This is a genomic window from Senegalimassilia sp. (assembly GCF_977052095.1).
This window is the reverse complement of sequence record NZ_CDRSTZ010000001.1, coordinates 72734-96633: the sequence shown is the minus strand read 5'-3', so window position 1 is coordinate 96633 and position 23900 is coordinate 72734. Positions and strand designations below refer to the sequence as shown.

Below are 23900 nucleotides of genomic sequence, written 5' to 3'. Positions count from 1 at the left end.
ACCCCCTTTCGCACTTCGCGCTCAATACAGCAAGATGTCCGCCAATGTTTGAGGCGCCGCGCCTTCGATGTGGTGCGATGCCGTTGAAAGCGCATGTTCGATGAACAAACCGCCCGACACGCCCCGCCACAGTGCCCCAAGCCCCAGCGTCACCGCCAGAAACGCAGCTGCGACCACCGCAAACTCCACCGTCGATTGGCCGCATTCGCCACGCCGCCTACAGGCTGTTGATGCCTTCTGCAATTGCATCCCACAGTTCCTGCAGCTTCGGCCGAAACACCGTGATGGCAATGATGGCGATAACCACCAGCACGCCGACGAGAATCGCGTACTCCGTTGTTCCCTGGCCGTCTTCCCTGCGCTTAACGCGAAACCACTTGCACGCAAGGTTCGCCAATACACGGCGATATCCACTCATAACTGCATCGATCATGCCCTACATCCCTTCCATCAATTCCAACAGCACCGGCCCAAGCACAAGCAAAAGCATGGCGGGCAGGATGAGCACCCCCGTGGGAATCATCATCTTGACCGGCGCTTTCGCCACGCGCTCTTCCACCTGAGCGCGACGGGCAACACGCGCCTCGTCCGCCGCTTGTTCCAAAACGTCGCCAAGCGACGTTCCAAAGCGAAGCGACCGCGCGATTGCCGCCACCGTCCGCGACAGCAGCGCCGAATCGTACGAAGCCGCAAGCGACCGCAGCGCATCGCCGCGCGAAGCCATGCCCGTCTCCCACAGCTGCAGCGCCGATGCGCACCCGCGTGACAGCGCATCGTCGAAATGCGCCGCGTACAACTGCATGCTGCGGTCGAACGAAAGGCCGCTACGAACGCCCAGCGCCACCACCTCGAGCATTTCCGACAAGCTGCGCTCAAGCGAGAGGTTGCGCGCCTTGCGGGCCGACGCCACTGCTCTGCGCGGAGCGCTGGCGCCGAACAGCGCACCCGCCGCGCACCCCGCAATCGCAAGTTCGTTCGACGCGACCGCGCCAAGCAGCGCACCGCCCGCCGCCCCGGCAAACGCCAACCGTAGCGACGCCTCGCAATAGCCGTCCGCGCTTGCCCGCCCCGAGAGCCCCGCCTTCTCCGCGCAAGCGCCAAACGATGCCCGCGCACGGCGAAGGGGAAGGCGCCGGGAAAGCAGGCTGGTCGCATGCAGCGACACGCGCTTCGACGTGCTTACGACGTACGCCAAGCACGCGGCATCAAGCCCGCTCACCCCCGGGAATGAAGGCGCCGCGACCGATATTCGGTACTTTGGGCGCCCCGCAAAACGCCGCGTCAGCAAGCTGCCCGCACACGCGCCCGCCGCACAGGCCAGCACGCACGCGGCAAGCGCGAGCACCGCCATCACGACACCTCTACCGACAGCATGCGCCGCACGGCCGCAACGCCCGCAACCTGCATCAGCACCGCCATGCACAGCAGCGCCACGCCTAGGGGGCTCTCGAAGAACGGATCGAGAAACCCTTTGCTCACCAGCGAAAACACCGCCACCAGCGCGAAGGGCATAATGGTCACGATGCGCGCCGACAAGCGCGCCTGCGCCGTTTGGACCCGCAGGGAGCGCTTAAGCGCAAGCTCGCCTTCCACCGTTTCCCGCGCCGCCTCCAAAACCGGACGCATGCTTCCGCCTGCTTGGTGCTGCACGTCAAGCGCCACCGACACGAACACCAGCTCTCCCTGAGCGCCCGCACCGCGCAGCGCATCAAGCGCCTCGTGCATGTCGTGCCCCGTTTCAAGCAGGTGCGCAGCATCGGCGAAACGCTTCCCCAACGGCCCGCGCAACTCCGAAGCCAAGTGCTGAAACGTTTGCAACGGGGAAAAGCCCGCTTGAAAGCACGACCCCATGGCGTGAAGCGCGTCGGGCACCGCATCGCGCAGTGCCTCGGCTTGCCTGTCGCGCCACAGGTGCACGCGCGTCAGCAGGCAGGCGATGGCCAGAGCCACCACGGCCACGCCCGCAACCGGCGATTGCGTCAGCGCGCCAACAACCGCCGCCACCGCCACGGCCGCCGCCATTGCAAGCGACAGCAATCCCACAGGACTTGCGAAGATGCCCCGCTCGCCCAGCAGATCGACGGTATCCGCCAAAGACCGCTGCACGCGACGCGTTTTCGCAAGCCGCTTCGCTGCAGGAAGCGTCCATGAAACGCCGTTACGGGCAAGACGCGCCAGCATGTCGCCCGAAGCAAACGAGCGCGAACGGGCCGCCGCGCAGCTGCCTAGCAGCGCGGCGCAAGGAAACGCCAGGGCAACGCTCATGCAGCCCCATGCAACCGATGCTCCCATGTCTTTACCTCCTCAATCGGTATGCCGCACAGCTCCGGCACGTCGTCGATCCACCTTGGCAGCGCCTTCCACGTTCCGGCGAGCCCAGGCGATGTGCGCTCGAACAGCACATGCACCCCGCATCCGCCGCCGTGCGCGGCGCGCTCGAACTCGGCAACGCACGTCACGTAGCGCAAGCCGTCAAGCGAGCGCGTCGTCTGAACCACCACGTCGAACGCGCTTGCCGCATTCGCCTCGATCACGTCGACGGGCAGGTCGACGCCGTAGCGCACCATCGTCACCACGCGCGGCAAGATGTCGGCCGGCGAGTTCGCGTGCAACGTGGTCAGCGACCCATCATGGCCCGTATTCATGGCGGTCAGCATGTCTACCGCCTCAGCCCCTCGGCATTCGCCCACCACGATGCGGTCGGGGCGCATGCGCAGCGCGTTGATTACCAAATCGCGGATGGTCACTTCGCCCACGCCCTCGGCATTGCGCGGCCGCGCCTCCAGGCGCACTACGTGCGGATGCTCAAGAAATCGCAGCTCAGCGGTGTCCTCAATCGTCACGATGCGCTCGCCTGCCGGAATGCAGCACGACAGCGCGTTCAGCAGCGTCGTCTTCCCGCTGCCCGTTCCGCCGGCAACCACCACGTTCTTGCGCGCACGAACCGCCCACTCCAGAAACTGCCGCAGCTCGTTATCAAGCGACCCGCTGGCAACCATGTCCTCAAGCGTCATAACCCGCTCGGCGAACTTCCTGATGGTGACGATGGGGCCTTCGGGGGCAAGCGGCGGCATCACCACGTTGACGCGGTGCCCTTCGGGCATGCGCGCGTTCACCATGGGGCTTGACTCGTCCACGCGCCTGCCAAGCGGCCCAAGCACGCGGTCGATAAGCGCGCGAAGCTGGCCCTGTCCGGAAAACACCTGTTCAGAAGGCTGCAAACAGCCACCTCGCTCGAAAAACACGCTTTGGGGGCCGTTCACCATGATTTCCGTCACCGTGGGATCTGCCAGCAGCGGCTCAAGCGGGCCAAAGCCGAACACCTCGTCGACAAGGCTTGCAGACAGCTCCTCAAGCCGCCCTTCGGGCACCGCACGCCACGTTGGCAGCTGAAAAGCCTGACGGCACGCTCCTAAAAGCTCGCTGCGCGCCCGCCTGGGTTGACGGCTCATCATGGCCGCGATGTCTCCCACGGACACGAACCGTTGTACGTCGCTCTTCAACCGCGCAAGGTCGGGCGGCGCGACGCGCTGCTCAAGCAACACCGACCCCGATGCCTGCGCCCGCTGCGCAAGCGACATCTCAGGCCCTCCTGCGCTTGCGCGGTTTCTTGCCGCGCAAAAACGGCAGGCCTGCGCCTTCGCGCTCGCCCGGCTGCGAGCCCTGCATGCCGGGAATCACTTCCACAAGCAGCTGTTCGATGCTTGCCACCAGCTCGTTTCGCGCATCGAACAGCTCTTCGATCCCGTGCGCCGCAAGCATGTCCTCAACGTCTGCGCCGCCATCGGCCAGCTCGTGCACGTGGGCGCCCTTAAGCGCGCACGACACGTCCATCGAGGAAAGCGGCGCGCCTTTTCCACAGCCGTTCAGCACGAACAGAAGCGGATTGACCGCGATGCCGCACCGCGCGCACAGATCAAGCGCCCGCTTGCAGGCATATACCGAGCTCATGCGCTGATCGATCAGGAACAGCGCCTTCGAACTGCGCTCGAGCAGCACCGCATGCTGCTCGGCCCACGCGCCACCGGTGTTCGCCACAATGACGTCAAACCGCCCACGCTGCGTTTCAAGAAGCGCCGGCGCCTGCGCAACCACCGCCTCTGCCGCATCGATGTGCAGCGGAGCCGCCAACAGCGCAGGCGCGTTGCCCTGCGGCTGCAGCCCCGTCAACCTTTCGGGGTTCGCAATGGCCTCGTCGATGCGCAGCGGATGCTGCACGCCCGCAAGTTCCGCCATGTCACCAAACTGCAGATCGAAATCGAGCAGCAGCGTGCTTTTCCCCATCCGCTGCGCCGCATATGCGGCAAGCAGGGCAACGGCGCTTTTGCCGGCACCGCCGCTTCCGCTTACCACCGGCAGCAGAAAACCGCGCGAGTTGCCCTGCGCCGACGCCAGCGCCTGTTGCTGCGCTTGCGGCTGCGCGCCCCCGTACGCTGGCTGGGCGAAAGCAGGCTGCGCGCCCTTCGCGGACGCACAAGCGGGCTCAACCGCGCTTGCACCTGCCGGCCTCGCAAGCGCCGGCTCGCCAAACGCCGGCTGCACCGGTGCCGAGGCCGACGCGCTCATGGCAATCTGCTTGCAAAGCGCATACCGCTCGACGAACGCCTGGCGCGTAAACGAAGCGTCAATGCCCGCTGCGCTTGCCCGCGAGCGCAGTGACCCCGATTCCTGCGCCGACAGCATGCACACCCGTCGATCGCGACGATCGCGCTTCAACGCGGCCGCAAGGTTGATGGGGGCAACCTCATCACACGAGGCAACCCACACCTCTTGAATGCCCGTATCGTTTCGAAGGGAGCATCGTGCCTGTTCAGCCGATGAAAACAGCTGCAGCCACGATTGGGCCGCCAGGTTTTCACCGCCAAGGCCGAGCATTTCTGGATTGCGCAGGCTTTCCTCGTCCGCGCAAAGCGCCACCAACGGCATCGACATCTCGTTCCTTTCCCGCGTTTTTATTCCCACCTGCATCAGCGCGCGTTTGCCCCGGGCAGCGTGAAGTACAGCTCCGTACGCTGCGCCGCCGACACCATTTCCTCGGCTCGATCGGCATCAACGGCAACCGTCACCCACGAAACCTTTGCCGAAGACGAACCAGTCGATTCCCCATCTGCCGCGCTTGTGGCAAGCACGCGCACCCCTCGGGCCAGCGCCTGCGTATCGGAACCCCCGGTGGCGTACACATCGACCAAAGAACCCGGGCCGATAGCGCCTCCCACCGCCTGGACGTCTTTAGCCGGAACGCTTAAGGCAACCTGGCCATCGGGAACATCGATCTGACTTCCTTCAGCCTGAAATCGGCGCTTCGAAAGCACTTCCCCGGCAAGCATCACCGACGACGCCTTCGAGCCCACCACCTCCGATGCCTGCCGAACCGCTTCAGCGGGCAGCAAGTCGGCCACCCACAGACGCGTTTCTATGGCGGAGGCCTCGACCATCTCTCCCGCTGCGATATCGCGCTTCGCAACGCACACCTCAACCTGGTCGCCGCCATAGCGGGCCAGCGCGTCACGACGCTGCTGATCGGCCTCACCTCGGACCGCCTGCGTATAAGCGAACACGCAGGCCGCGCACAGCACGCCGCACACAACGCCGACGAAGGCCGCCTTGTTCTTTCTCATAGACACCTCGCAATCTGCCAGGCAAAACGTTTCGCTGTACCGCTTTGCCCGACTTCGCTTTCGCTTGTCTACGAGTATGCACTGCCGACCTTGCAGACCTTTTGCCGACATATCGCTCGAAAGCACGCGAAACCTTGCACCAGAGTACGCTGCGCACACACCCCACGCAGCACACGGAGAGCTCACGGCACGCGCGCAGCACACGCCTTTCTTGGACGAAACGCCTTTCAAGCCTGATCAAGGCTCTCATTTGTGCAGTATTTGCGAAGCGCACATTCTTATGCGAAAATACAGGTCGCCCTTTTCAAGGGAAAACGGCCGGTTGGCGCAGCGGGAGCGCAGGTGCCTTACAAGCACAAGGTCACAGGTTCAAATCCTGTACCGGCCACCATTGAGTTATCGCAGGTCAGGCAAGTCTTTTGCTTGACCTGTTTTCTTTTTCGAATCAAGTTTGCAACACATCTTGCAACACCATTTGCAACACAACAAAGTTTTCGTGTCATGAACGCCGTTTGCAACGGCTTGGTCAAACGCATGCGCGGACATCCCACGGCTGATCGCATGGATGACACTCCGCAGCAAGGCAAAGGCGCACCTGCAGAAGGCCGCCGTCAGCACCAAGCAACAGCCCCGCGCACAAAAACAAAACCCGGATGACCTTGAAAAGATCATCCGGGTTTCCCGCTCTTCAAGCCTGATTAAGGAAAGCATGCCATGTGCGAAACGCGCGCAGCCAAACGCTGCGTTACGCTAAGCCCTTGCGGCAGCTTCAAGCATCTCGCGCGCATGAGCAAGCGAAGCTTGCGTGGCATCGCCTGACAGCATGCGAGCAATCTCGGCCGGGCGCTGCTCGGCGGAAAGCTGCTGCAAATTCGTTTGCGGCTTGCCATCGGTGCCCGCAACCTTGTTGACGGTGTAGTGAGCGTTGCCGCGCACGGCAACCTGAGCAAGGTGCGTTACCACAATGACCTGGTGCGTTCGCGCCAAATCAACCAGCACATCGGCCAAAGCAACAGCCGTTGAACCGCCAACACCAGCGTCCACCTCGTCGAACACCAGCGTGTCAACGCTGTCAGCCTGCCCCAAAACCACCTTGATCGCCAGCATAACGCGACTGACTTCGCCGCCCGATGCGATGCGGGCAAGCGGGCGGGCCTGCATGCCAGCCCCCGGCCGGAACAGGAACTCCACCTCAGACGGGCCGGCCTGCGTCCACGACTCGCGCGGCAAAGGGCGCACTTCGCACAACAGCTCGGCACCGTCCATTTCCAGACGGCTCATCTGGGCCGTCACCTGCTCAGCGAACTGCGGCGCCGCGGTGCGGCGCGCCTGGTCAAGCGCTTGGGCCGCCGAGGCCAGCTTCTGCTCCGCCGCATCGACCTTCTTCCGCGCCGCGCGCTCGCGCTCAGCCGCGTCGTCGACAGCAGAAACCAGATCGGCCGCCTCATCGCGCGCCGCCAGCACATCGACCATGCGCGGGCCATATGCGCGCAGCAACCCTTGCAGCGCCGACATGCGCTCTTGGTCCTGCTCAAGCGCTTCCGGGTCGAACTCTACGCCATCGCGATAATCGCGGGCCGAGCGCGCCACATCCTCAAGCACGAACCCCGCCTCGCGCAAAGAATCCGCCATCGCCGACAAATCCGCATCGAAGCGCCCGCCCTCGTCAAGCGCGGCGATGGCGCTGTTCAGCAAATCGATTGCGCCCTCGTCGCCGCCAAGCGCCTCGTGCGCGTGATTCGCCGCCAACGCAAGCGCCTCGGCATGCTCGGCACGCGCAAGGCGCGCGGACAGCTCCTCGTACTCGCCCTCGCGCGGGCCCACCGCATCGATGCGCTCCAGGGTAAAACGCGCCTCGTCAAGCTTTGCCGACGAGGCCGCGCCTGCGTTCAGCACGTGGTCAAGCTCTTCCGCTGCAGCCTTCGCCTGGGAAAACGCCTGCTTATAGGCATTTTGCGGCACCGCAACCGCCTCGCCCGCCCATGCATCGAGCATGCGCACGTGGGCCGTCGGCTTCATAAGCTGTTGCTGCTCGTGTTGCCCGCATAAATCGATGGTGGACGCCACGCGCGCCGCAAGCTCGCGCACGCTGGCCATGCGCCCATCAAGCGTTACGCGCGATCGGCCGTCCGAGCTTACGCGCCTGGTGGCAACCAGCTCGTCGGATGCTTCCTCGTCCCCATCAGGCCCTTCGGCATTCGCAAGGCCGAAAAAGCGCCCGGATACCTCAAGCGATTGCTCGCCATCGCGCACGAAATCCTTATCGGCGCGCACGCCCATAAGCAACTTCAACGCAGACAGCAACGCCGTTTTGCCAGCACCCGTTTCGCCGGTAAGCACCGTCAGCCCCGGCGCCGGAACAAGCGATGCCTGTTTGATAAGCGCCAGATTCCGAACTTGTATTTCGTCGATCATCGCGTTTCCCCTTGCATGCGGCTAAGCGCGCCTTATTAAAACGTACGGTTGTTCTATTTGCCAGTATACCAGCGAACCGGGTGGTTCGTCGCGGAACGCACAACGCGCACGAATGTTGCGCACATGCGCGCAAAACCTTGCCGGCGCGCTGGCCGCAAGCGCCAAACACCGCTTGCGCCCGCCGCGCGCCCGCTATAAGGCGAAGCGGTCGCGAATCCCCCGACCAGCCGAGCTGCCTTCACCCGAACAAGACGCACCAGCCTGCTTGCGATGCCACTCCATCAGATACGCGACGCAGTCCATGCGGTTCGCCTGGCGCAGCAGCTCGATCTGCACGTCGAAGCGCGCGCCGTCAAACAGCCCCGCATCGGCAAGCGCGCGCACCATCGACACGTCGCCTTCGCGCGCAACGCGCACAAGCGCCTCGCGCCCAAACGAGCGCACCTCGTCCGCAAACGCCGCGCGATCGGAATCGCTTATGTCCACCGGGGCCGCAAGACGGTGCAGCAGCGCGCCCAACCGATCGGGAACGTTTTTGCCCGCCCGCAGCACTTCGTCATATTTCGCCAGGTCAAATGGGTCACAGCCTTCAGGTGCATCCTCACGAAAGCAACTGAGCAGCTGGTCGGCCGGCACGTGCACGCACACGCCCGTGTGCGCCAAGCGACACACGGCGAACTCGAAGCTGCCCGCGCCAACGCTGCGCAGCGTGCGCGGAAGCGCCACCGTCTCCAACGTGCGCGAGCAGAAGCAGTGCGCGCCGACGCGCTCAAGGCCTTCGGGCAGCACAAGCCTGCGCGTGCCCCGGCACTGGTTGCCGTCGCCGATAGCGCGCACCGATGCGGGAATCACCACGGTTTGCGGCGCGTAAGGCAACGCCCGGGCGGCAACAGAAGCAAGCGGCTTGCCCGCAACTTCCGCCGGAAGCTCCAGCAGACGGTTAGCAGCAGGGCGCGCAAGCGCGGCGGCCGAGGGCCCCTGCCCCACCGGCCCCAACCTGCCGCCCGACACCAAGCCGCCGCAATCGTTCGCTTCCGCGCGCGCGGCCGCTTCGTCGGCGTCCACAACGGCGGTCCCATCGGACGCCGAAGTTGCGCGGGCCTCAGCGGCAGCTCGGGCAAAGCGCTTCGAAGCCGACGTGGGAGCGGGCGGCCCGGCAACCAGCACCGCGTCCGGCCCTTCAAGGTCGAACCAGCATGCATCCCGATGCGCCGCAACAAGCCCGCATACGCGCACGCCACGCTTGCGAAGCCGCGCAGCCGCAGGCGCTTCATCAGGGCATATCCACAGCGCGTCGTCCCATTGCCGCGCTTTCACCTGAGTCAGCCCCTGCGAAGCGCGCACCACGTGCGGCGTGGCACACCCCTGGCAAAACGCGTATTCGCCAACGAACTTCACACCCTCGGGAAGCGCGCAATCCGCCGCATAGGGCGGCGCAAAGAACAGCAGGTGCTCCCCATCCGCGGAAAGCAAGCTGCCCCCGTCCGCGCGATAGCTGGCATTCCCGGCGCTGACCGAGTACGTGCGACGCTCAAGCGGAGGCGTGACGCCAAGCAAATCGCATGCCTGCTCGCCGCCCATGCTCACGGCCGCCCCTAAATGGATATGCCGACCCGGAAGCGCGGAAAACGCGCCTGCCCCGATACGGCGAACCGTGTCCGGCACCACGAGCACGTCAACGCCGATACCGCGCACCAACCGCCGCGCGAACGTCCCGGGCGCGATGCGCACGACGGGCTTTCCGTCCACAAACGACGGCAGCACAACAACAAGGCCCGTGGCCACCCCTGCTGCTTCTGCAAGTTTTCGCAGGTCAAACCCAACAAGCGCATAGCCTTCGTCCTCTTGCTGCACAGAGACGGCACACAAGTCCGCATCATGCTGCGGCACGGCAACGGCCGCCGCGCCGCCAACATCGTGCTGCGTTGCCGCCAACGCCAGCAGGTTCGCGCGGCGTGCATCGTCAACGCCCATACCCAGCGACCCAGCAGACAGCAAATCCCCGTCCGCCGACCCCGCAACCTCAGCAGCGCCCGACGCCGCCGCGCCCGTCCATTCGCGATACGGAAGCAGCTGCGGCGACCACACTTCGCCCACCGCAGCACGCCCAGGCCGCACCACGCACACGCCGTCAAGCTCAAGCGAAACCGGCGCCGCAAGCGCACGCCGCACCACATCTTCGGGCGTTTTGCCCCCTTCGGAAAACACCATCTTCGCCGATGCCGCCATCGCCGCACCCCCGCTCTTGAAACCGGTTTACCCTGTCAGTCGCCCATGCTACACTGCGACCGAAAGCGAAATCAAGCGCGAAGGGAGGGGACCGTGAGCGCGAACGCTACCGCACGACTTGCGCAAGAAGCGCTTGACCTCACGCGCAACAAGCTTCTTGCAAGCCTGCGTTTCTTAAACGCTGCGTTTTCCCAGGTCAAACCGCTTTCCATTCCCGGTCAAACGCTTGCAACCGATGGTACGTACTTGCGGTTCGACCCCACAGACATCGCGCAACGCTTCGTGGACAGCCCCGAAGACCTTGCGCGCGCCTATCTGCACGTCATGCTGCACAACGTATTTCTGCACCCGTTCCCCACGGCGGCCATGCATGCCGCCTGCTGGGACGCCGCGTGCGACATAGCCGTTGAAGCCGCCATCACGCAACTTGACCTGCCGAACACGCGCTCGGGCCGCACATCAGCGCAGGCTGCGGCCGTTGCGCGCCTGCAAGCCGCATGCCCGCACCTAACCGCGGAAGCAATCTACCGCACGCTTGTTGACCAGGAGCTTTCACCCGAAGCCTTAGCCGAGCTGCGCACCCCGTTCACCGTCGACGACCACGAGCCGTGGCACCGCATGGCCGCGCAAGAAGCGCAGCTGCGCGAAAAAGAACAGGGGCAGCGGCAAGAAAACGCCGAAACGCAGCCTGCAGCTCCCGCTTCGCAAGCAGGCAAAAACGGCACCGATGCGCCCCTGCCGCCCGAAGCGCGCAACGCTAAGCCGAACCACAAGGCGCACCGCGGCATGTCACTTGACGACATCACCGAAAAGCAGGCCCCCGAGCAGGCGCGCGGCGTTGCCGCAAACCGCTTCGCCAACACGGTGAACCTGGACCGCTCGCGCGAGCAGTGGAAAAACGCGGCGTACGAGATGGGCGTGCAGCTTGACTCCTACGTGAAGCTGTGGGGCGTGGAGGGGTCGAACCTTTCCATGAACCTGCGCGCCGTCACCCGCAAGCGGCGCGACTTCACCACGTTTCTGCGCAAGTTCGCCCACATGGGCGAGCATGTGCACGTCAACGACGACGAGTTCGATTACGTCTATTACTGCTACGGGCTTTCCCGTTACGGCAATCTGCCGCTTATCGAACCGCTTGAATACGTGGAGCAGCGCCGCATCAGGGATTTCGTCATAGCCATCGACACGTCGGCGTCCACGAAAGACGGCCTGGTCAGGCGTTTTCTTGAGCGCACGTACAGCGTTCTTGCCAATGAAACCAGCTTCTTTGCGCACATGAACGTGCACCTGGTGCAGTGCGACGCGGCCGTCACGGACGTCGCGCGCATCGAAAGCCTGGACGACTTGAACGACTATCTGAACGCGCTTGAGGTCAAAGGCCTTGGCGGCACGGATTTCCGCCCCGTGTTCGCGTACGTGCAAAACGCCATCGACCAGGGAGAATTCACGAACCTTGGCGGGTTGCTGTATTTCACCGACGGCCAAGGAACATACCCCGCCCACAAGCCCGCGTTCGATACCGCGTTTGTGTTCCCCGATGAGGAAACCGCCGATGCAAGCGCGCCCGTACCGCCGTGGGCCATGAAGGCCGTGTTGGACGACACGTTCTTAGAACAAGAGCCTGACCTGGCATAACGCCCCGCGCCATGCAACCGACAAGGAGCCACCATGGATATCAAACAAGCCAAACAGCAAATCAAGTACACCATGCAAGCGTATTTCGCAAAAGACGAGTTCGGCGGCTACGCCCTGCCGCCCCAACGCCAGCGCCCCGTGTTCCTGCTTGGCGCGCCGGGCATCGGCAAAACCGCCATCGTCGAGCAGATAGCCCAAGAGCTTGACGTGGGGTTCGTGGCCTACTCCATGACGCACCACACGCGCCAAAGCGCGCTGGGCCTGCCGTTCATCGTGCAAAAGCAGTACGGCGGCGAAACGTACGACGTATCCGAGTACACCATGAGCGAAATCATCGCCGCCGTGTACGACTCTATCGAGCAGACGGGGCACGCCGAGGGCATCCTGTTCCTTGACGAAATCAACTGCGTGTCCGAAACGCTCACGCCCGCCATGCTGCAGTTCTTGCAGTACAAAGTGTTCGGCCGCCACAAGGTGCCCGAGGGGTGGATCGTGGTGACCGCCGGCAACCCGCCCGAATACAACCGCACGGCGCGCGATTTCGACCTGGCAACGTGGGACCGTCTCAAGCGCATCGATGTTGAGCCCGACTACCAGGCATGGCGCGAATACGCCCTGGCCAGCGGCGTGCATCCCGCCGTCATCACATACCTTGACGTTGAGCAGGAGCACTTCTATCACCTTGAGACCACCGCGGACGGCAAGGAGTTCGTCACGGCACGCGGCTGGGACGACCTTTCCAGCGCCATCAAGCTGTACGAAGCTCAGGACCTGCCCGTCGACGATATCCTTATCGGGCAATACGTGCAGGCGCCCGAAATAGCCAAGCGCTTCGCCGTGTATTACGACCTGTTCACGAAATACCGTTCCGATTACCAAATCGACCGCATCCTTGCCGGCACGGCCGAGGCCGATGTTGCGCAGCGCGCGCAGGAGGCGCCGTTCGACGAACGGGTGTCGCTGGTGGGGCTGATTTCCGATGCGCTTTCGAACGCATTGCGCGAAGCGGTTCTGGAAGAGGGCGCTGTTGAGTTTACGCACCCCCGTCTTATGGGACTGCGCGATACGCTGGCCCAAAGCGAAACGAGCGATGCCACCGAGGCCGTGCGCGAGCTTGAAGCGAACATCCAGCAGCTTTTGCGCACCGACCGGGCAAGCGGTCTGCTTTCCGAGCAGAAATACCGTTCGTACGAGCGCGCGCTTGAGGTGCTTGAACGCGCGCAGCGCCTGGCCGCCAATGGAGGAACCCTCACGTTTGACCAGGTGAAAGAAGCGTTCGGAGCGTTGCTTGACAAGCTTGAGCAGCGCGTCAGCGAAGGCGAGCAGGCGCTTGACAACGCGCTTGCATTCGCCGAGCAGGCATTTGGCGAAGGCCAGGAGATGCTGCTGCTTATCACCGATCTGTCGGCAAACCGCTACAGCATGGCGTTCATCAACGCCCACGGCAACGAGCGGTTCTTCGCGCACAACGCGAACCTGCAGTTCGGCGACCGCGGCGCTGATTTGGCGCAGCGCATCAAGCAGACCGCGCTCGACGAAAGCTAGGCCGCCCGCGAAAAAGTGGGGCGCGACTGTTTCCAGCCGCGCCCCACTAGCCCCGCAACGCCCTATTCCGGACGCTCTTGCTCTTCGCCAAGTTTCAGCACGTCGGCCAGCGTCATGCTATCCATGTAGTCCGTGATGGCGTCTCCCATGCCGCGCCAGAATTCGCGCGCCTCGCACGCATCAACCCGTTCGCACACGGCTTCGTCGTCCAAGCAGCTTACGGGCATGCACGATCCTTCCGTTGCCCGCAGCACATCCCCAATGCAGATTTCGGCAGGCGGGCGTTCAAGGTAGTACCCGCCATTCACGCCGCGAATGCTTTTCAGCACGCCGCCGCGCACAAGCGCACCGCCAAGCTGCTCGAGATACTTCACCGACAAGCCCAGCCGTTCGGCGGACTGGCGCATGGTAACAAGCGCGCCGGCTTGCCCCTGCTTTGCAATGTCTATTATGAGACGGAGCGCATAGCGCCCACGAGTTGAAACCATCATACGTATCGATCCACCTTTATTGCCGTTCGTCGCCTTTGGACGAACCTGGATGCGCTTGCTCCGCGAGTACAAGGTCATTCCTTCACGGTGAATCCCTGCATATGGCGGTTGAGAATCTTGCTGTGCATTTTACTTATAATTATATAGTTAACTTATTGAAAGCGGGTCTGTAATAGTTCTGTCATTGAAAAGATGCGTTCAAGCGGCGTGAAATGGCTGTGAACGGCATCTGAAATCCCCGCGTCTATAGCGGCTGTAGAACGGTTGTAATTCATTGCGTTTGCTAGGATTATCTTATGGATAAAAAACGAAACAGCACTCCGGCAACACGCCGGCCAACAAACCAGCAGCATGCAGCGCGCAATCGACAAGCATCTTCGCGTGGACGCGCGAGCGCATCCCGCACGCGCACTGCGCCTACGCGTACGCGTGCACATCAGTCGAAGCCCTCGCTTCCGCGCATCCCGCTTGCAGTTGCAGCCCTTGTGGCACTTGCGGTTGTTACGGGAATTGCCACAACCACATTTCTGAGCCAGCCTGCTTCTAATGCCGAAGCCCCTAGCAGCTCATCACGCACTGCCTACGTCAGTCCCTACGACTTTTCCGGCCTTGCGCTTTCAGGCGACCGCATGACCTATACGGAAAACGGCGTGCAGAAATCACAGGTAGGCATCGATGTGTCCGAACTTCAGGGCTCCATCAATTGGCCAGCTGTGAAAAACGACGGCATCTCGTTTGCATTCTTGCGCGCAGGATATCGCGGCACCACCGAAGGCGGATTGTTCACCGACAGCATGTTCGAGGAAAATCTCAGCAACGCCGCTGCAGCCGGCCTGCAAGTTGGCACGTATTTCTACTCGCAGGCAACCAGCGTTGAAGAAGCGCAGCAGGAAGCCGACCTTGTCTTGAGCCTGCTGAACGGGCGCAACTTGGATTTGCCCATCGTGTTCGACCACGAGCAGGACACCACCACAGGTGCGCGCGGCAACAACGTCGACCGCGCCACGCTCACGGCCGCCGCAAGGGCATTTTGCGAACGCGTCGAGGCGGCCGGGTACACGTCGATGATTTACGGCAACAAAGTGGACATCGCCCGCCTTAACCTCAGCGATTTGGAAGGTCGCCTTGTGTGGTTCGCGGAATACAACGCAAACCAGCCTTCCGGGCAGTTCGATTTCGCACTGTGGCAATACACGAACAGCGGTAGCGTTTCCGGCATATCGACCCCCGTTGATCTGAACCTCAGATTCACCGACGCCTTGTGATGGTGTTTGCAAGTTGCAACACCGCCCCCGCAAGACTTGAAGCCAACTTCATGTGATACGGTGGCGAAAACAAGCCGCAAAGGAGATCGTTCATGCAAACACAGCTTTCGGCAACGCCGTTGTCGCCCGAACTTCAGCAGAAATACGATGCGCTCGCAAGCAACATCAAGCAGCTCGGGCACCTTGCCATCGCCTTTTCCGGCGGCGTCGATTCAACGCTGCTCCTCAAAGTTGCCCACGACGCGCTTGGCGAAAACGCCGTTGCCATCACGGCCCGCGCGCAGATGATTCCAACCCGCGAAGTGCAAGAAGCAAGCGACTTCTGCAACATCGAGCACATCCGTCACATTATCATGGACGTTGACGCCCTTGCCATCGATGGCTTTGCGGAAAACCCTGCCAACCGCTGCTACGTGTGCAAAACCGCCCTGTTCGGCTGCATCCTGCAAAAAGCTGCCAACCTGGGGTTTTCCCACGTTGCCGAAGGCACGAACACTAGCGACCTTGGCGACTATCGCCCCGGCCTTAAGGCGCTTGCCGAGCTGTCCGTTGAAAGCCCCTTGCTGAAAGCCGGCCTTTCCAAAGCCGACGTGCGCGAGCTTTCGCACGCGCTGGGCCTTCCCACCTGGAACAAGCCTTCCTACGCCTGCCTTGCAAGCCGCGTGCCCTACGGCGGCACCATCACCACCGAAAAGCTGTCCGCCATCGAAACCGCCGAAGACCTGCTCATCGAAGCCGGGTTCGCGCAGGTCCGCTGTCGCGCGCACGGTAAGCTCGCGCGCATTGAGGTACCGCCTGCTCAGCGCGTTGCGCTTATGGAAGCCTTCACCACCAGCGACCTTGCAGCGCGCATCCGCAGCGCAGGGTTCGACTACGTTTCCGTTGATGCCGAAGGCTACCAATCGGGCAGCCTGAATCGCGCGATCGAGTAACGCCAGCAACTACGCTGGAGCGCCCGCAAGCACACGCCTCTGCAAGCGCTCCAGCCCCCTAGGCCGCGACAGCCCAACGAACCCCGTCTCGCGGCAGCCATACCACGCCACGCATATCCACGCTTCGATCGAAGCAGTTGCGATGCAATCCGCCTGCAAATCACGACCGCCGCGAGCTACCATACGCAGCATTTTTGCGGTTGCCGAACGCGCTTCCCTTGCGCGCCGTTTTCTTCAGGTCCTTCAGCACGTCGGCTTCGCTTTCGCCTTCCACGCTTGCCCTGAGGCGCACCACCTCGTCACGCAAGCGCACCGCTTCCTCGAAGTTCATGTTGCGCGAGGCCTCGGCCATATCGTCTTCCATACTGGAAATAACGCGCAGCACCTCTTCGCGCGACAGCTCGGCAAGCTGCTTGTTCACCTCTTCAGAAGACACGTCGCCCATTTCCCCATGCACATAGCTCATGATGTCGGTAACGGCCTTCGTCACCGTTTTCGGCGTGATACCATGCTCTTTGTTGTACGCCATCTGGATGCTGCGGCGGCGCCGGGTTTCGCTGATTGCCAGCTCCATGGAATCCGTTGTTTTATCGGCATACATGATGACCTGGCCTTTTGCGTTACGTGCTGCACGGCCAATCGTCTGGATAAGGCTGCGCTGGTTGCGCAAGAAGCCCTCTTTGTCGGCGTCTAGGATGGCCACAAGCGTGACCTCGGGCAAGTCAAGGCCTTCACGCAGCAAGTTGATGCCCACCAGCACATCGAATTTGCCCAAGCGCAAATCACGCAAAATGTCGACGCGTTCAAGCGTGCCGATATCGCTATGCATATAGCGCGCGCGGATGCCCCGGTCGAGCAAATGGTCTGTCAAATCCTCGGCCATCTTCTTCGTAAGCGTAGTAATCAGCACGCGTTCGCTACGGTCAGCGCGCTCCTTCGCCTCGTCGACGATGTCATCGATTTGGCTGGCACTGCCGCGCACGATGATTTCAGGGTCAAGCAGGCCGGTAGGACGAATGATCTGCTCAACACGCTGCTGGCTCACCTTCAGCTCGTAGTCGCCTGGCGTGGCCGAAACGTACACGAACTGCGGAATGCGCTCCTCGAACTCATCGAAGCGCAGCGGACGGTTGTCCAAGCAGCTTGGCAAGCGGAACCCGTGCTCGGTAAGCGTGATCTTGCGGCTGCGGTCGCCTTCGTGCATGCCGCGAATCTGCGGCACCGTCACATGGCTTTCATCGATGATGCACAGGAAGTCTTTCGGGAAGTAATCGATAAGCGTGTACGGCGGCTCGCCCGGCTCACGCCCATCAAGATGGCGCGAATAGTTCTCGATGCCGCTGCAAAACCCCATAGTTTCCAGCATCTCAAGGTCGTAGTTCACGCGCATTTCCAAACGCTGCGCTTCAAGCAGCTTGCCTTCGTCTTTAAACTGCTGCAGGCGTTCGCGCAACTCTTCTTGAATGGTTTTGATGGCGTGCTCCATCTTCGGGCGCGCCGTGACGTAATGCGACGCCGGCCACACCGGCAACGCCTCGAAGCTTTGCAGCACCTCGCCCGTGACGTTGTCTATTTCGGCGATCTCCTCGATTTCGTCGCCCCAAAACTCAACGCGTATGGGATTGTCGGCATAAGGAGGAAACACATCGAGGTTGTCTCCGCGCACGCGGAACGTACCGCGCTTCAGCTCATAGTCGTTGCGATCGTACTGGATGTCAATAAGGTCATGAATAACCTGGTCGCGGTCCATTTCCTTTTGCTTGTCCAGAAACACCGCCATGCCCGCATAGTCCATAGGGCTGCCAATGCCGTATATGCAGCTGACCGAAGCCACCACGATGACGTCGCGGCGCGACAACAACGCGCTTGTTGCCGCATGGCGCAGCTTTTCCACCTCTTCGTTGATAGACGCGTCTTTCTCGATGAACGTGTCCGACGACGGCACATACGCCTCAGGCTGGTAATAGTCGTAGTACGAAACGAAGTACACCACCGCGTTGTCGGGGAAAAATTCCTTGAGCTCGCTTGCCAACTGCGCCGCTAAGGTTTTGTTCGGCGCCATGACCAGCGTGGGCTTCTGCACGGCCTCGATGGTTTTCGCCATGGTGAACGTTTTTCCCGACCCCGTCACGCCCAGCAGCGTTTGATAGCGCAAGCCCTCTTCGATGCCCGACGCCAGCTTTTGTATGGCCTGCGGCTGGTCGCCCGACGGCTCGTACGGACTAACCACGTGAAACGGCGTGTTGGCAAGCCGCACTTCCGGCAGTTTACCTTCCATTTCAACGCCTTCGATGTTCCTGAGATGACTGGACATACGCACCCTACCTTGCATTCGGTTTAGGTCTTGCAGTCTAGCATGTCGCCAAGAAAAGAACAAGTGTACGTTTTTGCAACTAAAAAGAAAGGCCGCCTTAGCAGCCTTTCTCGTTTTTCCAACGAAGCGCTAGTCCAACGTTTTAGCGTATTCCGTCCACCACGCGATAACTTTCTCGCGCAGCTGCTCGGGCGTGCCGTCGTTGTTGAACACCACATCGGCCTGCTCGATGCGCTCGGCATCGCTGATCTGGCGCGCAATGCGGTTGCGTACGTCCGTCTCGTCCCAACCAGATTTCACAGCGCGCTCGATGCGCGCGTCAAGCGGCGCAAGCACCGCAATAACCACGTCGGCGCCATTGGCCATGGACGTTTGGCGGTTCTTGAACACGGAGTATTCCACCACCACGGCCTTGTTGCCTTCGCGCTCCAGCTCGTCAAGCTGATCGGTGAACGACTCCTCAATGCGCGGCATGGAAATGCGGTTGAGCTTGCGCGTTTCCGCCGGCGTGGTGAACGCCTTCGCCGCAACCTTCGAGCGAACGACGCGCCCATCAGGGCCCAAGATATCCGCGCCGAAAGCCTCGACCAAGTCGTCCTTCACCGTATCCCACTCAAGGACATCATGCCCAACTTTGTCAAGATCGATAAACGGAACGCCCTGCTCGGCCAGCACCTTGCGAGCCGTGGACTTGCCAGAACCCATGCCGCCGATAATGAACAGCTTTTTCATGCCCATGCCTTGCCTCCTTCACTTGCACCATCACGTTTCCATGATACACGTAAACCGTGCCCGACAGTCCGGGTGCAAGCAACCATTTGACAACAGGCGCGGTGGGCGGCGCTGGTATACTGAGGGCTATGCTGCAAATTTGGGAGAGCAGCAAATGAGAAGGGATCGAACATGCCGGAAACGCCGGCCACCAGGCACTACGGGAACCGCACGCACGTTGGTTCCGCACACGAAGCTCAGCAAGCTCAGCAATGCTCATACTCCGCTCGCACCGCCGGCAACGACGCATCTCGCCACGCTCACTCGCAGCATAGCGCCACACGTCCAGCCGCTTCGACAAACCATTCGCGTACCGCAAGCGCTCACACGCGCACGGCATCTGCGACTGGCACAAACGCACATGCATGCACCCATGCCTCGGAACGCGCCCAAACTCCTTCCGCCAACCGTAAGCGCGGCGCGCAACCCGCTCCCAAGAAGAAGTCACGCTACATTCCCGCGCTCGACGGCCTGCGCGCGCTTGCCGTGCTCGGCGTCATCGCGTATCACATGGGCATGGCATGGGCACCCGGTGGCCTGCTTGGCGTCACGGTGTTCTTCGTCTTGTCCGGCTACCTTATTACCAGCCTTCTGCTAATCGAATGGGACAACACCGGCACCATCAACCTGCCGCAGTTTTGGCTGCGGCGCGTAAAACGCCTGTTCCCAGCCATCGCGTTCGTCATTATTTGCGTGGCCGCGCTGTGCACCATCTTCGACCACAGCTTGCTTACCAAGCTGCGCGAGGACATGTGGGCCGCGCTGTGCTGGGTGACGAACTGGTGGTACATCCTGCGCGACGTGTCGTACTTCGATGCGTTGGGCGCGCCAAGCCCCGTCACGCACTTCTGGTCGCTGGCCATCGAGGAGCAGTTCTACGTCGTGTGGCCCGTGATGCTGATTCTGGCCCACAAGTTCGGCGTGAAGCGCAGCCACATGCGCAACGCCACGCTGGTGCTGGTGCTGGCTTCAGCACTTGAGATGGCGCTGCTGTTCAACCCCGATGCCGACCCCTCGCGCGTGTACTACGGCACCGACACGCGCGCGTTTAGCCTGCTCATCGGCGCATGGCTTGCCTTCGTGTGGCCCTCTAACCTGCTGGGCGCCAATAACGAGGTGCAGCTTGACCGCAACGTGCGCATCGCCCTTGACGCCGTGGGCGGCATCGCGCTTATCGGGCTGATTGCCATGATGGGCTGCATCGAGGGCACGTCGGCCATCATGTATCGCGGCGGCATTCTGCTGGCATCCATCATCACCATGGTAATCATCGCCGTTATCGTGCATCCGTCGTCCATCCTGGGCAAGGTGTTCTCCGCGAAGCCCCTAGTGTGGATCGGCCTGCGTTCGTACGGCATCTACCTGTGGCACTATCCCCTGTTGCTGCTGATGAACCCGCGCAGCAACATCGCCGACACTCCTTGGTGGATGTACCTGGTGGAGCTTGCCGTTATGTTCGCCTGCGCGGCGTTTTCCTACAAGTTCGTGGAAGACCCCATTCGCCACGGCTCCATTGGCGCGTTCGTGGGCCGCGTGCGCTCGGGCGAGGTGTACCTGGCCGACTGGCTGCGCGATCACGCCATCCCCACCGCCGCAGCCGCAGCCGTTACGCTCGTATGCGTTGGCGGACTTATCTTCGTGCCGAACACGTCGGCTCTTGAAGGCGGCGACTTGCTGAAGGACGAAAGCGCTCACGTTGCCGGCGTTCCCGCTGCAAACGATGCCGCCACCGCCGAGAAAGCCAAGCTTGACGTGCTGATGATCGGCGATTCCGTTTCCGTGCGCGCCATTCCGAACTTCACGGAAACGTTCCCCTACGGCGCCATCGACGCCGCCGTGAACCGTCAGCTTACCGTGGGTGAAGACGTGTACCGCTCCTATGCCGAACAGGGCATCGTCGGCGATATTGTCGTATTCGCGCTGGGTACAAACGGCCAGGTAACCGATGAACAGCTTGACGATTTGCTGGGCGAAGTGGGCACCGATAAGCACGTGTTCTTCGTGAACACGCGCAGTCCGCAAACTTGGATGGCCGAAACGAACGCCGCGCTTGAACGCGCAGCTGACCGTTACGGCAACGTGCAAGTTATCGACTGGTACAGCGCCAGCGCGCCGCACGGCGACTGGTTCGACGGCGACGGCACCCATCTGTCCCAAGACGGTGCCCAAGCCTACATCGACCTGGTGCACGACGCCATTGCCAACTTGCTTCCCGAGCACAAGCCCAACGACGAGGTAGCGAAAATCGAAACGCCCTACGAGCAGGCAACGAACGCCGCCATCAGCGCCCAAGAGTCCGCCGCACGCACGCTCGCCAACAACCTAGCCAACACCCTTGGGGAACAGCCCGATCAAAACTAGCCGGCGTTACCGCATTATTGCGAAGGGCCCGAAACGATGTCGCATCGTTTCGGGCCCTTCGTTTTTACGGTCGATACCGACATTTCAGGAACGGAAAGCGCCAAGGCCACGCCTTTCGCTGCAAATGCCCCCGCAATAACTTCCCTACCCGTTCTCAGCAAAGCGACAGCCCTGAATCCGTACGTTGAACTCGCACCATGCCGCCGACTCTTTCGTGCCCCGATACAATACGAGCCCCCGGTAACAACCGGGGGCTCGTTCGCTGTTAAGCGGAAGCTTGAACGCTAACGTTCAAGTTATTCAGCCTTGGCCTCAGCGGGCTTGTCAGCCTTCTTCTCGCGCTTCTTGGCCGGCTTCTCCTCAGCCTGGATGGACTCGTCCACGGGGATCTCGAAGCCCATCTCAGCAGCAGCAGCCTTCATGGACAGGCTGATGCGACGACGATCGGGGTTGATCTCCATGACCTTGACCTTCACCATGTCGCCAGGCTTGACAACCTGAGCAGGCGTGTCGATGTGGCGCATAGCCATCTCGGAGATGTGCACCAGGCCCTCGATGGACTGGCCCAGCTCGACGAAGGCGCCGAACGGAACGGTCTTGGTGACCTTGCCGTCAACGATGGAGCCAACCGGATAGCTCTCGACGAGCTTGATCCACGGATCCTCGGTGGTCTGCTTCAGGCCCAGGGAGATGCGCTCACGCTGCAGGTCGACGTCCAGGACCTCAACCTCAACCTCGTCGCCAACCTTGACGACCTCGGACGGATGGTTGACGTGGTTCCAGGACAGCTCGGAGATGTGGACCAGACCGTCGATGCCGCCCAGGTCAACGAAGGCGCCGAAGTCGACGATGCTGGAAACCGTGCCCTTGAGGCGCATGCCCTTGGACAGCTTGGAGAGAATCTCGGCGCGCTCGTTCTTGCGGCCTTCCTCAAGCAGCACGCGGCGGGACAGAACAACGTTGTTGCGGTTGCGGTCCATCTCGATGACGCGAGCCTCGATCTCGGTGTGCAGGTACATGTCCAGGTCCTTGACGCGACGCAGGTCGACCAAAGACGCAGGCAGGAAGCCGCGCAGGCCGATGTCCAGGATCAGGCCGCCCTTGACAACCTCGATAACCTCGCCGGTGACGGTCTCGCCAGCCTTGAACTTCTCCTCGACGCTGATCCAAGCACGCTCGTACTCGGCACGCTTCTTGGAGAGGATCAGACGGCCGTCCTTGTCCTCCTTCTGCAGAACGAGAGCCTCGATGGGCTCGCCCAGGCTGACGATCTCAGACGGATCGGCATCCTTGCGGATGGACAGCTCGCGGACGGGCACAACGCCCTCGGACTTAAATCCGATGTCCACCAGCACCTCGTCATGCTCGATCTTAACGACCGTGCCGTTGACCAGGTCGCCCTCGTCGAACTCGGTCAGCGTGCCGTCGATCATCTGGTTCATCTGATCGTCGGAGATGTCCTCGAAGTCGATGACAGACGTGTTCTTAATGTCGGTCAAAACGGACCCCTTCCATACTTTGCCGGGGACCCTTCGTCATGAATGATTGCTACATTAACCATGTTCGCTTGCAGGGGGTATTCCCTTTTAGCAGTGCAACAAACATGTCTCGGGGGCCTACATTACCAATGCTTACGGGACCTTCCCATAAGCCAATTGAGTATACCATGCGAAGACCGCGCTGCCCCCGTGATTTTGCGATGCACGATTTCTTCGCGGAACGCCAACGGGGCATCAAGCGCTAGCAGTCAGCTTCACCGTTTGCACACTGGGGACAAATGCCGGAAAAGGCCAGGTCGAAGCCGGTTACCTGGAACCCATAGTCCTTGGTGATGCGCGCGAAGGGGTCTATGCCCTCCGTTTCAATATCGAACACGCCGCCGCACTGTTCGCACTTCGCGTGAAAATGGTTGTCGCAACGAAAATCGTAGCGATCCGCGGCATTCGGAACGGGAATGCGCAGCACTTCCCCGCGGTCGGACAGCACGCCAAGGTTGCGATACACCGTAGCACGCGACACGTTCGGGTTCTGCTGATGCACCGCTTCGTAGATTTCCGCCGACGTAGGATGGTTGTGCAGCGAGCGAACCGCATCGAGCACAAGTGCCCGCTGCTTGGTGTTGCGCGTGCCAACCGTTTCGCAAGCCGCTGCGCTGGCCTGTGCCATGCCGTCCTCCTGTCCATCGTGATTACTATTAGTAGTATATCTCATTAAGATGTATAAACTATGATGACGTCGATGCGCGAACGCGACGCCGCAAACCCCAAGCACCCCCGTAACGACAAGAGGCCTGCTTCCCTTTCGGAAAGCAGGCCTCTTTCTAG

The 23900-nt window shown here is 61.8% G+C and carries 19 protein-coding genes and 1 tRNA gene; 6 read left to right on the top strand and 14 right to left on the bottom strand.

What is annotated here, in order from left to right; all coding sequences use genetic code 11:
• Positions 1–21: 21 nt before the first annotated feature.
• Genes ACWI6D_RS00435 through cpaB form a run of 7 tightly spaced genes read right to left on the bottom strand, consistent with a single transcriptional unit; the run spans position 22 to position 5618 of the window.
• Complete coding sequence (locus ACWI6D_RS00435) at positions 22–249, bottom strand: hypothetical protein (RefSeq protein ID WP_302936687.1); 228 nt, start codon at positions 247–249, stop codon at positions 22–24.
• Complete coding sequence (locus ACWI6D_RS00430; protein WP_129426125.1) at positions 218–418, bottom strand: Flp family type IVb pilin; 201 nt, start codon at positions 416–418, stop codon at positions 218–220. The genes ACWI6D_RS00435 and ACWI6D_RS00430 overlap by 32 nt, the downstream gene beginning before the upstream one ends.
• Before the next feature lie 18 nt (positions 419–436).
• Positions 437–1351, bottom strand: a complete 915-nt coding sequence (locus ACWI6D_RS00425) for a type II secretion system F family protein (protein WP_449133247.1) — start codon at positions 1349–1351, stop codon at positions 437–439.
• The gene (locus tag ACWI6D_RS00420) at positions 1351–2292 is read right to left on the bottom strand and encodes a type II secretion system F family protein (RefSeq protein ID WP_449133246.1); all 942 of its coding nucleotides are present in this window, start codon (positions 2290–2292) and stop codon (positions 1351–1353) included. The genes ACWI6D_RS00425 and ACWI6D_RS00420 overlap by 1 nt, the downstream gene beginning before the upstream one ends.
• The gene (locus ACWI6D_RS00415; protein WP_449133245.1) at positions 2262–3581 is read right to left on the bottom strand and encodes a CpaF family protein; all 1320 of its coding nucleotides are present in this window, start codon (positions 3579–3581) and stop codon (positions 2262–2264) included. Before ACWI6D_RS00415 ends, ACWI6D_RS00420 begins: the two co-directional genes overlap by 31 nt.
• A 1-nt stretch (position 3582) precedes the next feature.
• A complete protein-coding gene (locus ACWI6D_RS00410; RefSeq protein WP_449133244.1) occupies positions 3583–4932 on the bottom strand; it encodes an AAA family ATPase in 1350 nt (449 codons plus the stop codon).
• Positions 4933–4967: 35 nt separating this feature from the next.
• Positions 4968–5618: a Flp pilus assembly protein CpaB gene (cpaB, locus tag ACWI6D_RS00405; protein WP_449133243.1), complete on the bottom strand. Its 651-nt coding sequence runs from the start codon at positions 5616–5618 to the stop codon at positions 4968–4970.
• Between the two features lie 316 nt (positions 5619–5934).
• Between cpaB and ACWI6D_RS00400 the strand changes: the two genes are divergently transcribed.
• Positions 5935–6009 (top strand) — tRNA-Val (locus ACWI6D_RS00400).
• A 359-nt stretch (positions 6010–6368) separates the two neighbouring features.
• Here the strand turns inward: ACWI6D_RS00400 and recN are convergent.
• Together recN and ACWI6D_RS00390 are read right to left on the bottom strand one after the other, a co-directional pair.
• A complete protein-coding gene (recN, locus tag ACWI6D_RS00395) occupies positions 6369–8033 on the bottom strand; it encodes a DNA repair protein RecN (protein WP_449133242.1) in 1665 nt (554 codons plus the stop codon).
• A gap of 192 nt (positions 8034–8225) precedes the next feature.
• The gene (locus ACWI6D_RS00390; RefSeq protein WP_449133241.1) at positions 8226–10262 is read right to left on the bottom strand and encodes a hypothetical protein; all 2037 of its coding nucleotides are present in this window, start codon (positions 10260–10262) and stop codon (positions 8226–8228) included.
• A gap of 93 nt (positions 10263–10355) precedes the next feature.
• Between ACWI6D_RS00390 and ACWI6D_RS00385 the strand changes: the two genes are divergently transcribed.
• Positions 10356–11897, top strand: a complete 1542-nt coding sequence (locus ACWI6D_RS00385) for a vWA domain-containing protein (RefSeq protein ID WP_449133240.1) — start codon at positions 10356–10358, stop codon at positions 11895–11897.
• 33 nt (positions 11898–11930) lie between these two features.
• Positions 11931–13442: an AAA family ATPase gene (locus ACWI6D_RS00380; RefSeq protein WP_449133239.1), complete on the top strand. Its 1512-nt coding sequence runs from the start codon at positions 11931–11933 to the stop codon at positions 13440–13442.
• 62 nt (positions 13443–13504) lie between these two features.
• On the opposite strand, the gene ACWI6D_RS00375 is transcribed toward ACWI6D_RS00380, so the two are convergent.
• Positions 13505–13933, bottom strand: a complete 429-nt coding sequence (locus ACWI6D_RS00375) for an RrF2 family transcriptional regulator (protein ID WP_288285651.1) — start codon at positions 13931–13933, stop codon at positions 13505–13507.
• A 629-nt stretch (positions 13934–14562) separates the two neighbouring features.
• On the opposite strand from ACWI6D_RS00375, the gene ACWI6D_RS00370 reads away from it, so the two are divergent.
• Entirely contained in the window at positions 14563–15198 is a 636-nt protein-coding gene (locus ACWI6D_RS00370) for a glycoside hydrolase family 25 protein (protein ID WP_449133238.1), read from the top strand.
• 92 nt (positions 15199–15290) lie between these two features.
• Positions 15291–16130 carry an ATP-dependent sacrificial sulfur transferase LarE gene (gene larE, locus ACWI6D_RS00365; RefSeq protein ID WP_449133237.1) on the top strand — a complete coding sequence of 280 codons (840 nt, stop codon included), beginning with the start codon at positions 15291–15293 and terminating at the stop codon, positions 16128–16130.
• Positions 16131–16290: 160 nt separating this feature from the next.
• Here the strand turns inward: larE and uvrB are convergent, their stop codons facing one another.
• Complete coding sequence (gene uvrB / locus ACWI6D_RS00360) at positions 16291–18408, bottom strand: excinuclease ABC subunit UvrB (RefSeq protein WP_449133236.1); 2118 nt, start codon at positions 18406–18408, stop codon at positions 16291–16293.
• A 165-nt stretch (positions 18409–18573) separates the two neighbouring features.
• Positions 18574–19182, bottom strand: a complete 609-nt coding sequence (gene coaE, locus ACWI6D_RS00355; protein WP_302716922.1) for a dephospho-CoA kinase — start codon at positions 19180–19182, stop codon at positions 18574–18576.
• Between the two features lie 165 nt (positions 19183–19347).
• On the opposite strand from coaE, the gene ACWI6D_RS00350 reads away from it, so the two are divergent.
• The gene (locus ACWI6D_RS00350; RefSeq protein ID WP_449133235.1) at positions 19348–21576 is read left to right on the top strand and encodes an acyltransferase family protein; all 2229 of its coding nucleotides are present in this window, start codon (positions 19348–19350) and stop codon (positions 21574–21576) included.
• 296 nt (positions 21577–21872) lie between these two features.
• On the opposite strand, the gene rpsA is transcribed toward ACWI6D_RS00350, so the two are convergent.
• The gene (gene rpsA / locus ACWI6D_RS00345; RefSeq protein ID WP_449133264.1) at positions 21873–23018 is read right to left on the bottom strand and encodes a 30S ribosomal protein S1; all 1146 of its coding nucleotides are present in this window, start codon (positions 23016–23018) and stop codon (positions 21873–21875) included.
• A gap of 298 nt (positions 23019–23316) precedes the next feature.
• Positions 23317–23742, bottom strand: coding sequence for a Fur family transcriptional regulator (locus ACWI6D_RS00340; protein ID WP_449133234.1), 426 nt, complete (start codon positions 23740–23742; stop codon positions 23317–23319).
• Between the last annotated feature and the right edge of the window lie 158 nt (positions 23743–23900).

Excerpts from the sequence above, each read along its gene's own strand:
- ACWI6D_RS00390 (WP_449133241.1), bottom strand. The coding sequence starts at position 10,262 with ATGGCGGCATCGGCGAAGATGGTGTTTTCCGAAGGGGGCAAAACGCCC.
- ACWI6D_RS00420 (WP_449133246.1), bottom strand. The coding sequence starts at position 2,292 with ATGGGAGCATCGGTTGCATGGGGCTGCATGAGCGTTGCCCTGGCGTTT.
- ACWI6D_RS00350 (WP_449133235.1), top strand. The coding sequence starts at position 19,348 with ATGCCGGAAACGCCGGCCACCAGGCACTACGGGAACCGCACGCACGTT.
- ACWI6D_RS00435 (WP_302936687.1), bottom strand. The coding sequence starts at position 249 with ATGCAATTGCAGAAGGCATCAACAGCCTGTAGGCGGCGTGGCGAATGC.
- ACWI6D_RS00410 (WP_449133244.1), bottom strand. The coding sequence starts at position 4,932 with ATGTCGATGCCGTTGGTGGCGCTTTGCGCGGACGAGGAAAGCCTGCGC.
- ACWI6D_RS00430 (WP_129426125.1), bottom strand. The coding sequence starts at position 418 with ATGAGTGGATATCGCCGTGTATTGGCGAACCTTGCGTGCAAGTGGTTT.
- larE (WP_449133237.1), top strand. The coding sequence starts at position 15,291 with ATGCAAACACAGCTTTCGGCAACGCCGTTGTCGCCCGAACTTCAGCAG.
- ACWI6D_RS00340 (WP_449133234.1), bottom strand. The coding sequence starts at position 23,742 with ATGGCACAGGCCAGCGCAGCGGCTTGCGAAACGGTTGGCACGCGCAAC.
- ACWI6D_RS00415 (WP_449133245.1), bottom strand. The coding sequence starts at position 3,581 with ATGTCGCTTGCGCAGCGGGCGCAGGCATCGGGGTCGGTGTTGCTTGAG.
- rpsA (WP_449133264.1), bottom strand. The coding sequence starts at position 23,018 with ATGAACCAGATGATCGACGGCACGCTGACCGAGTTCGACGAGGGCGAC.
- ACWI6D_RS00425 (WP_449133247.1), bottom strand. The coding sequence starts at position 1,351 with ATGGCGGTGCTCGCGCTTGCCGCGTGCGTGCTGGCCTGTGCGGCGGGC.
- ACWI6D_RS00375 (WP_288285651.1), bottom strand. The coding sequence starts at position 13,933 with ATGATGGTTTCAACTCGTGGGCGCTATGCGCTCCGTCTCATAATAGAC.
- ACWI6D_RS00380 (WP_449133239.1), top strand. The coding sequence starts at position 11,931 with ATGGATATCAAACAAGCCAAACAGCAAATCAAGTACACCATGCAAGCG.
- recN (WP_449133242.1), bottom strand. The coding sequence starts at position 8,033 with ATGATCGACGAAATACAAGTTCGGAATCTGGCGCTTATCAAACAGGCA.
- uvrB (WP_449133236.1), bottom strand. The coding sequence starts at position 18,408 with ATGGAAGGTAAACTGCCGGAAGTGCGGCTTGCCAACACGCCGTTTCAC.
- cpaB (WP_449133243.1), bottom strand. The coding sequence starts at position 5,618 with ATGAGAAAGAACAAGGCGGCCTTCGTCGGCGTTGTGTGCGGCGTGCTG.
- ACWI6D_RS00370 (WP_449133238.1), top strand. The coding sequence starts at position 14,563 with ATGACCTATACGGAAAACGGCGTGCAGAAATCACAGGTAGGCATCGAT.
- coaE (WP_302716922.1), bottom strand. The coding sequence starts at position 19,182 with ATGGGCATGAAAAAGCTGTTCATTATCGGCGGCATGGGTTCTGGCAAG.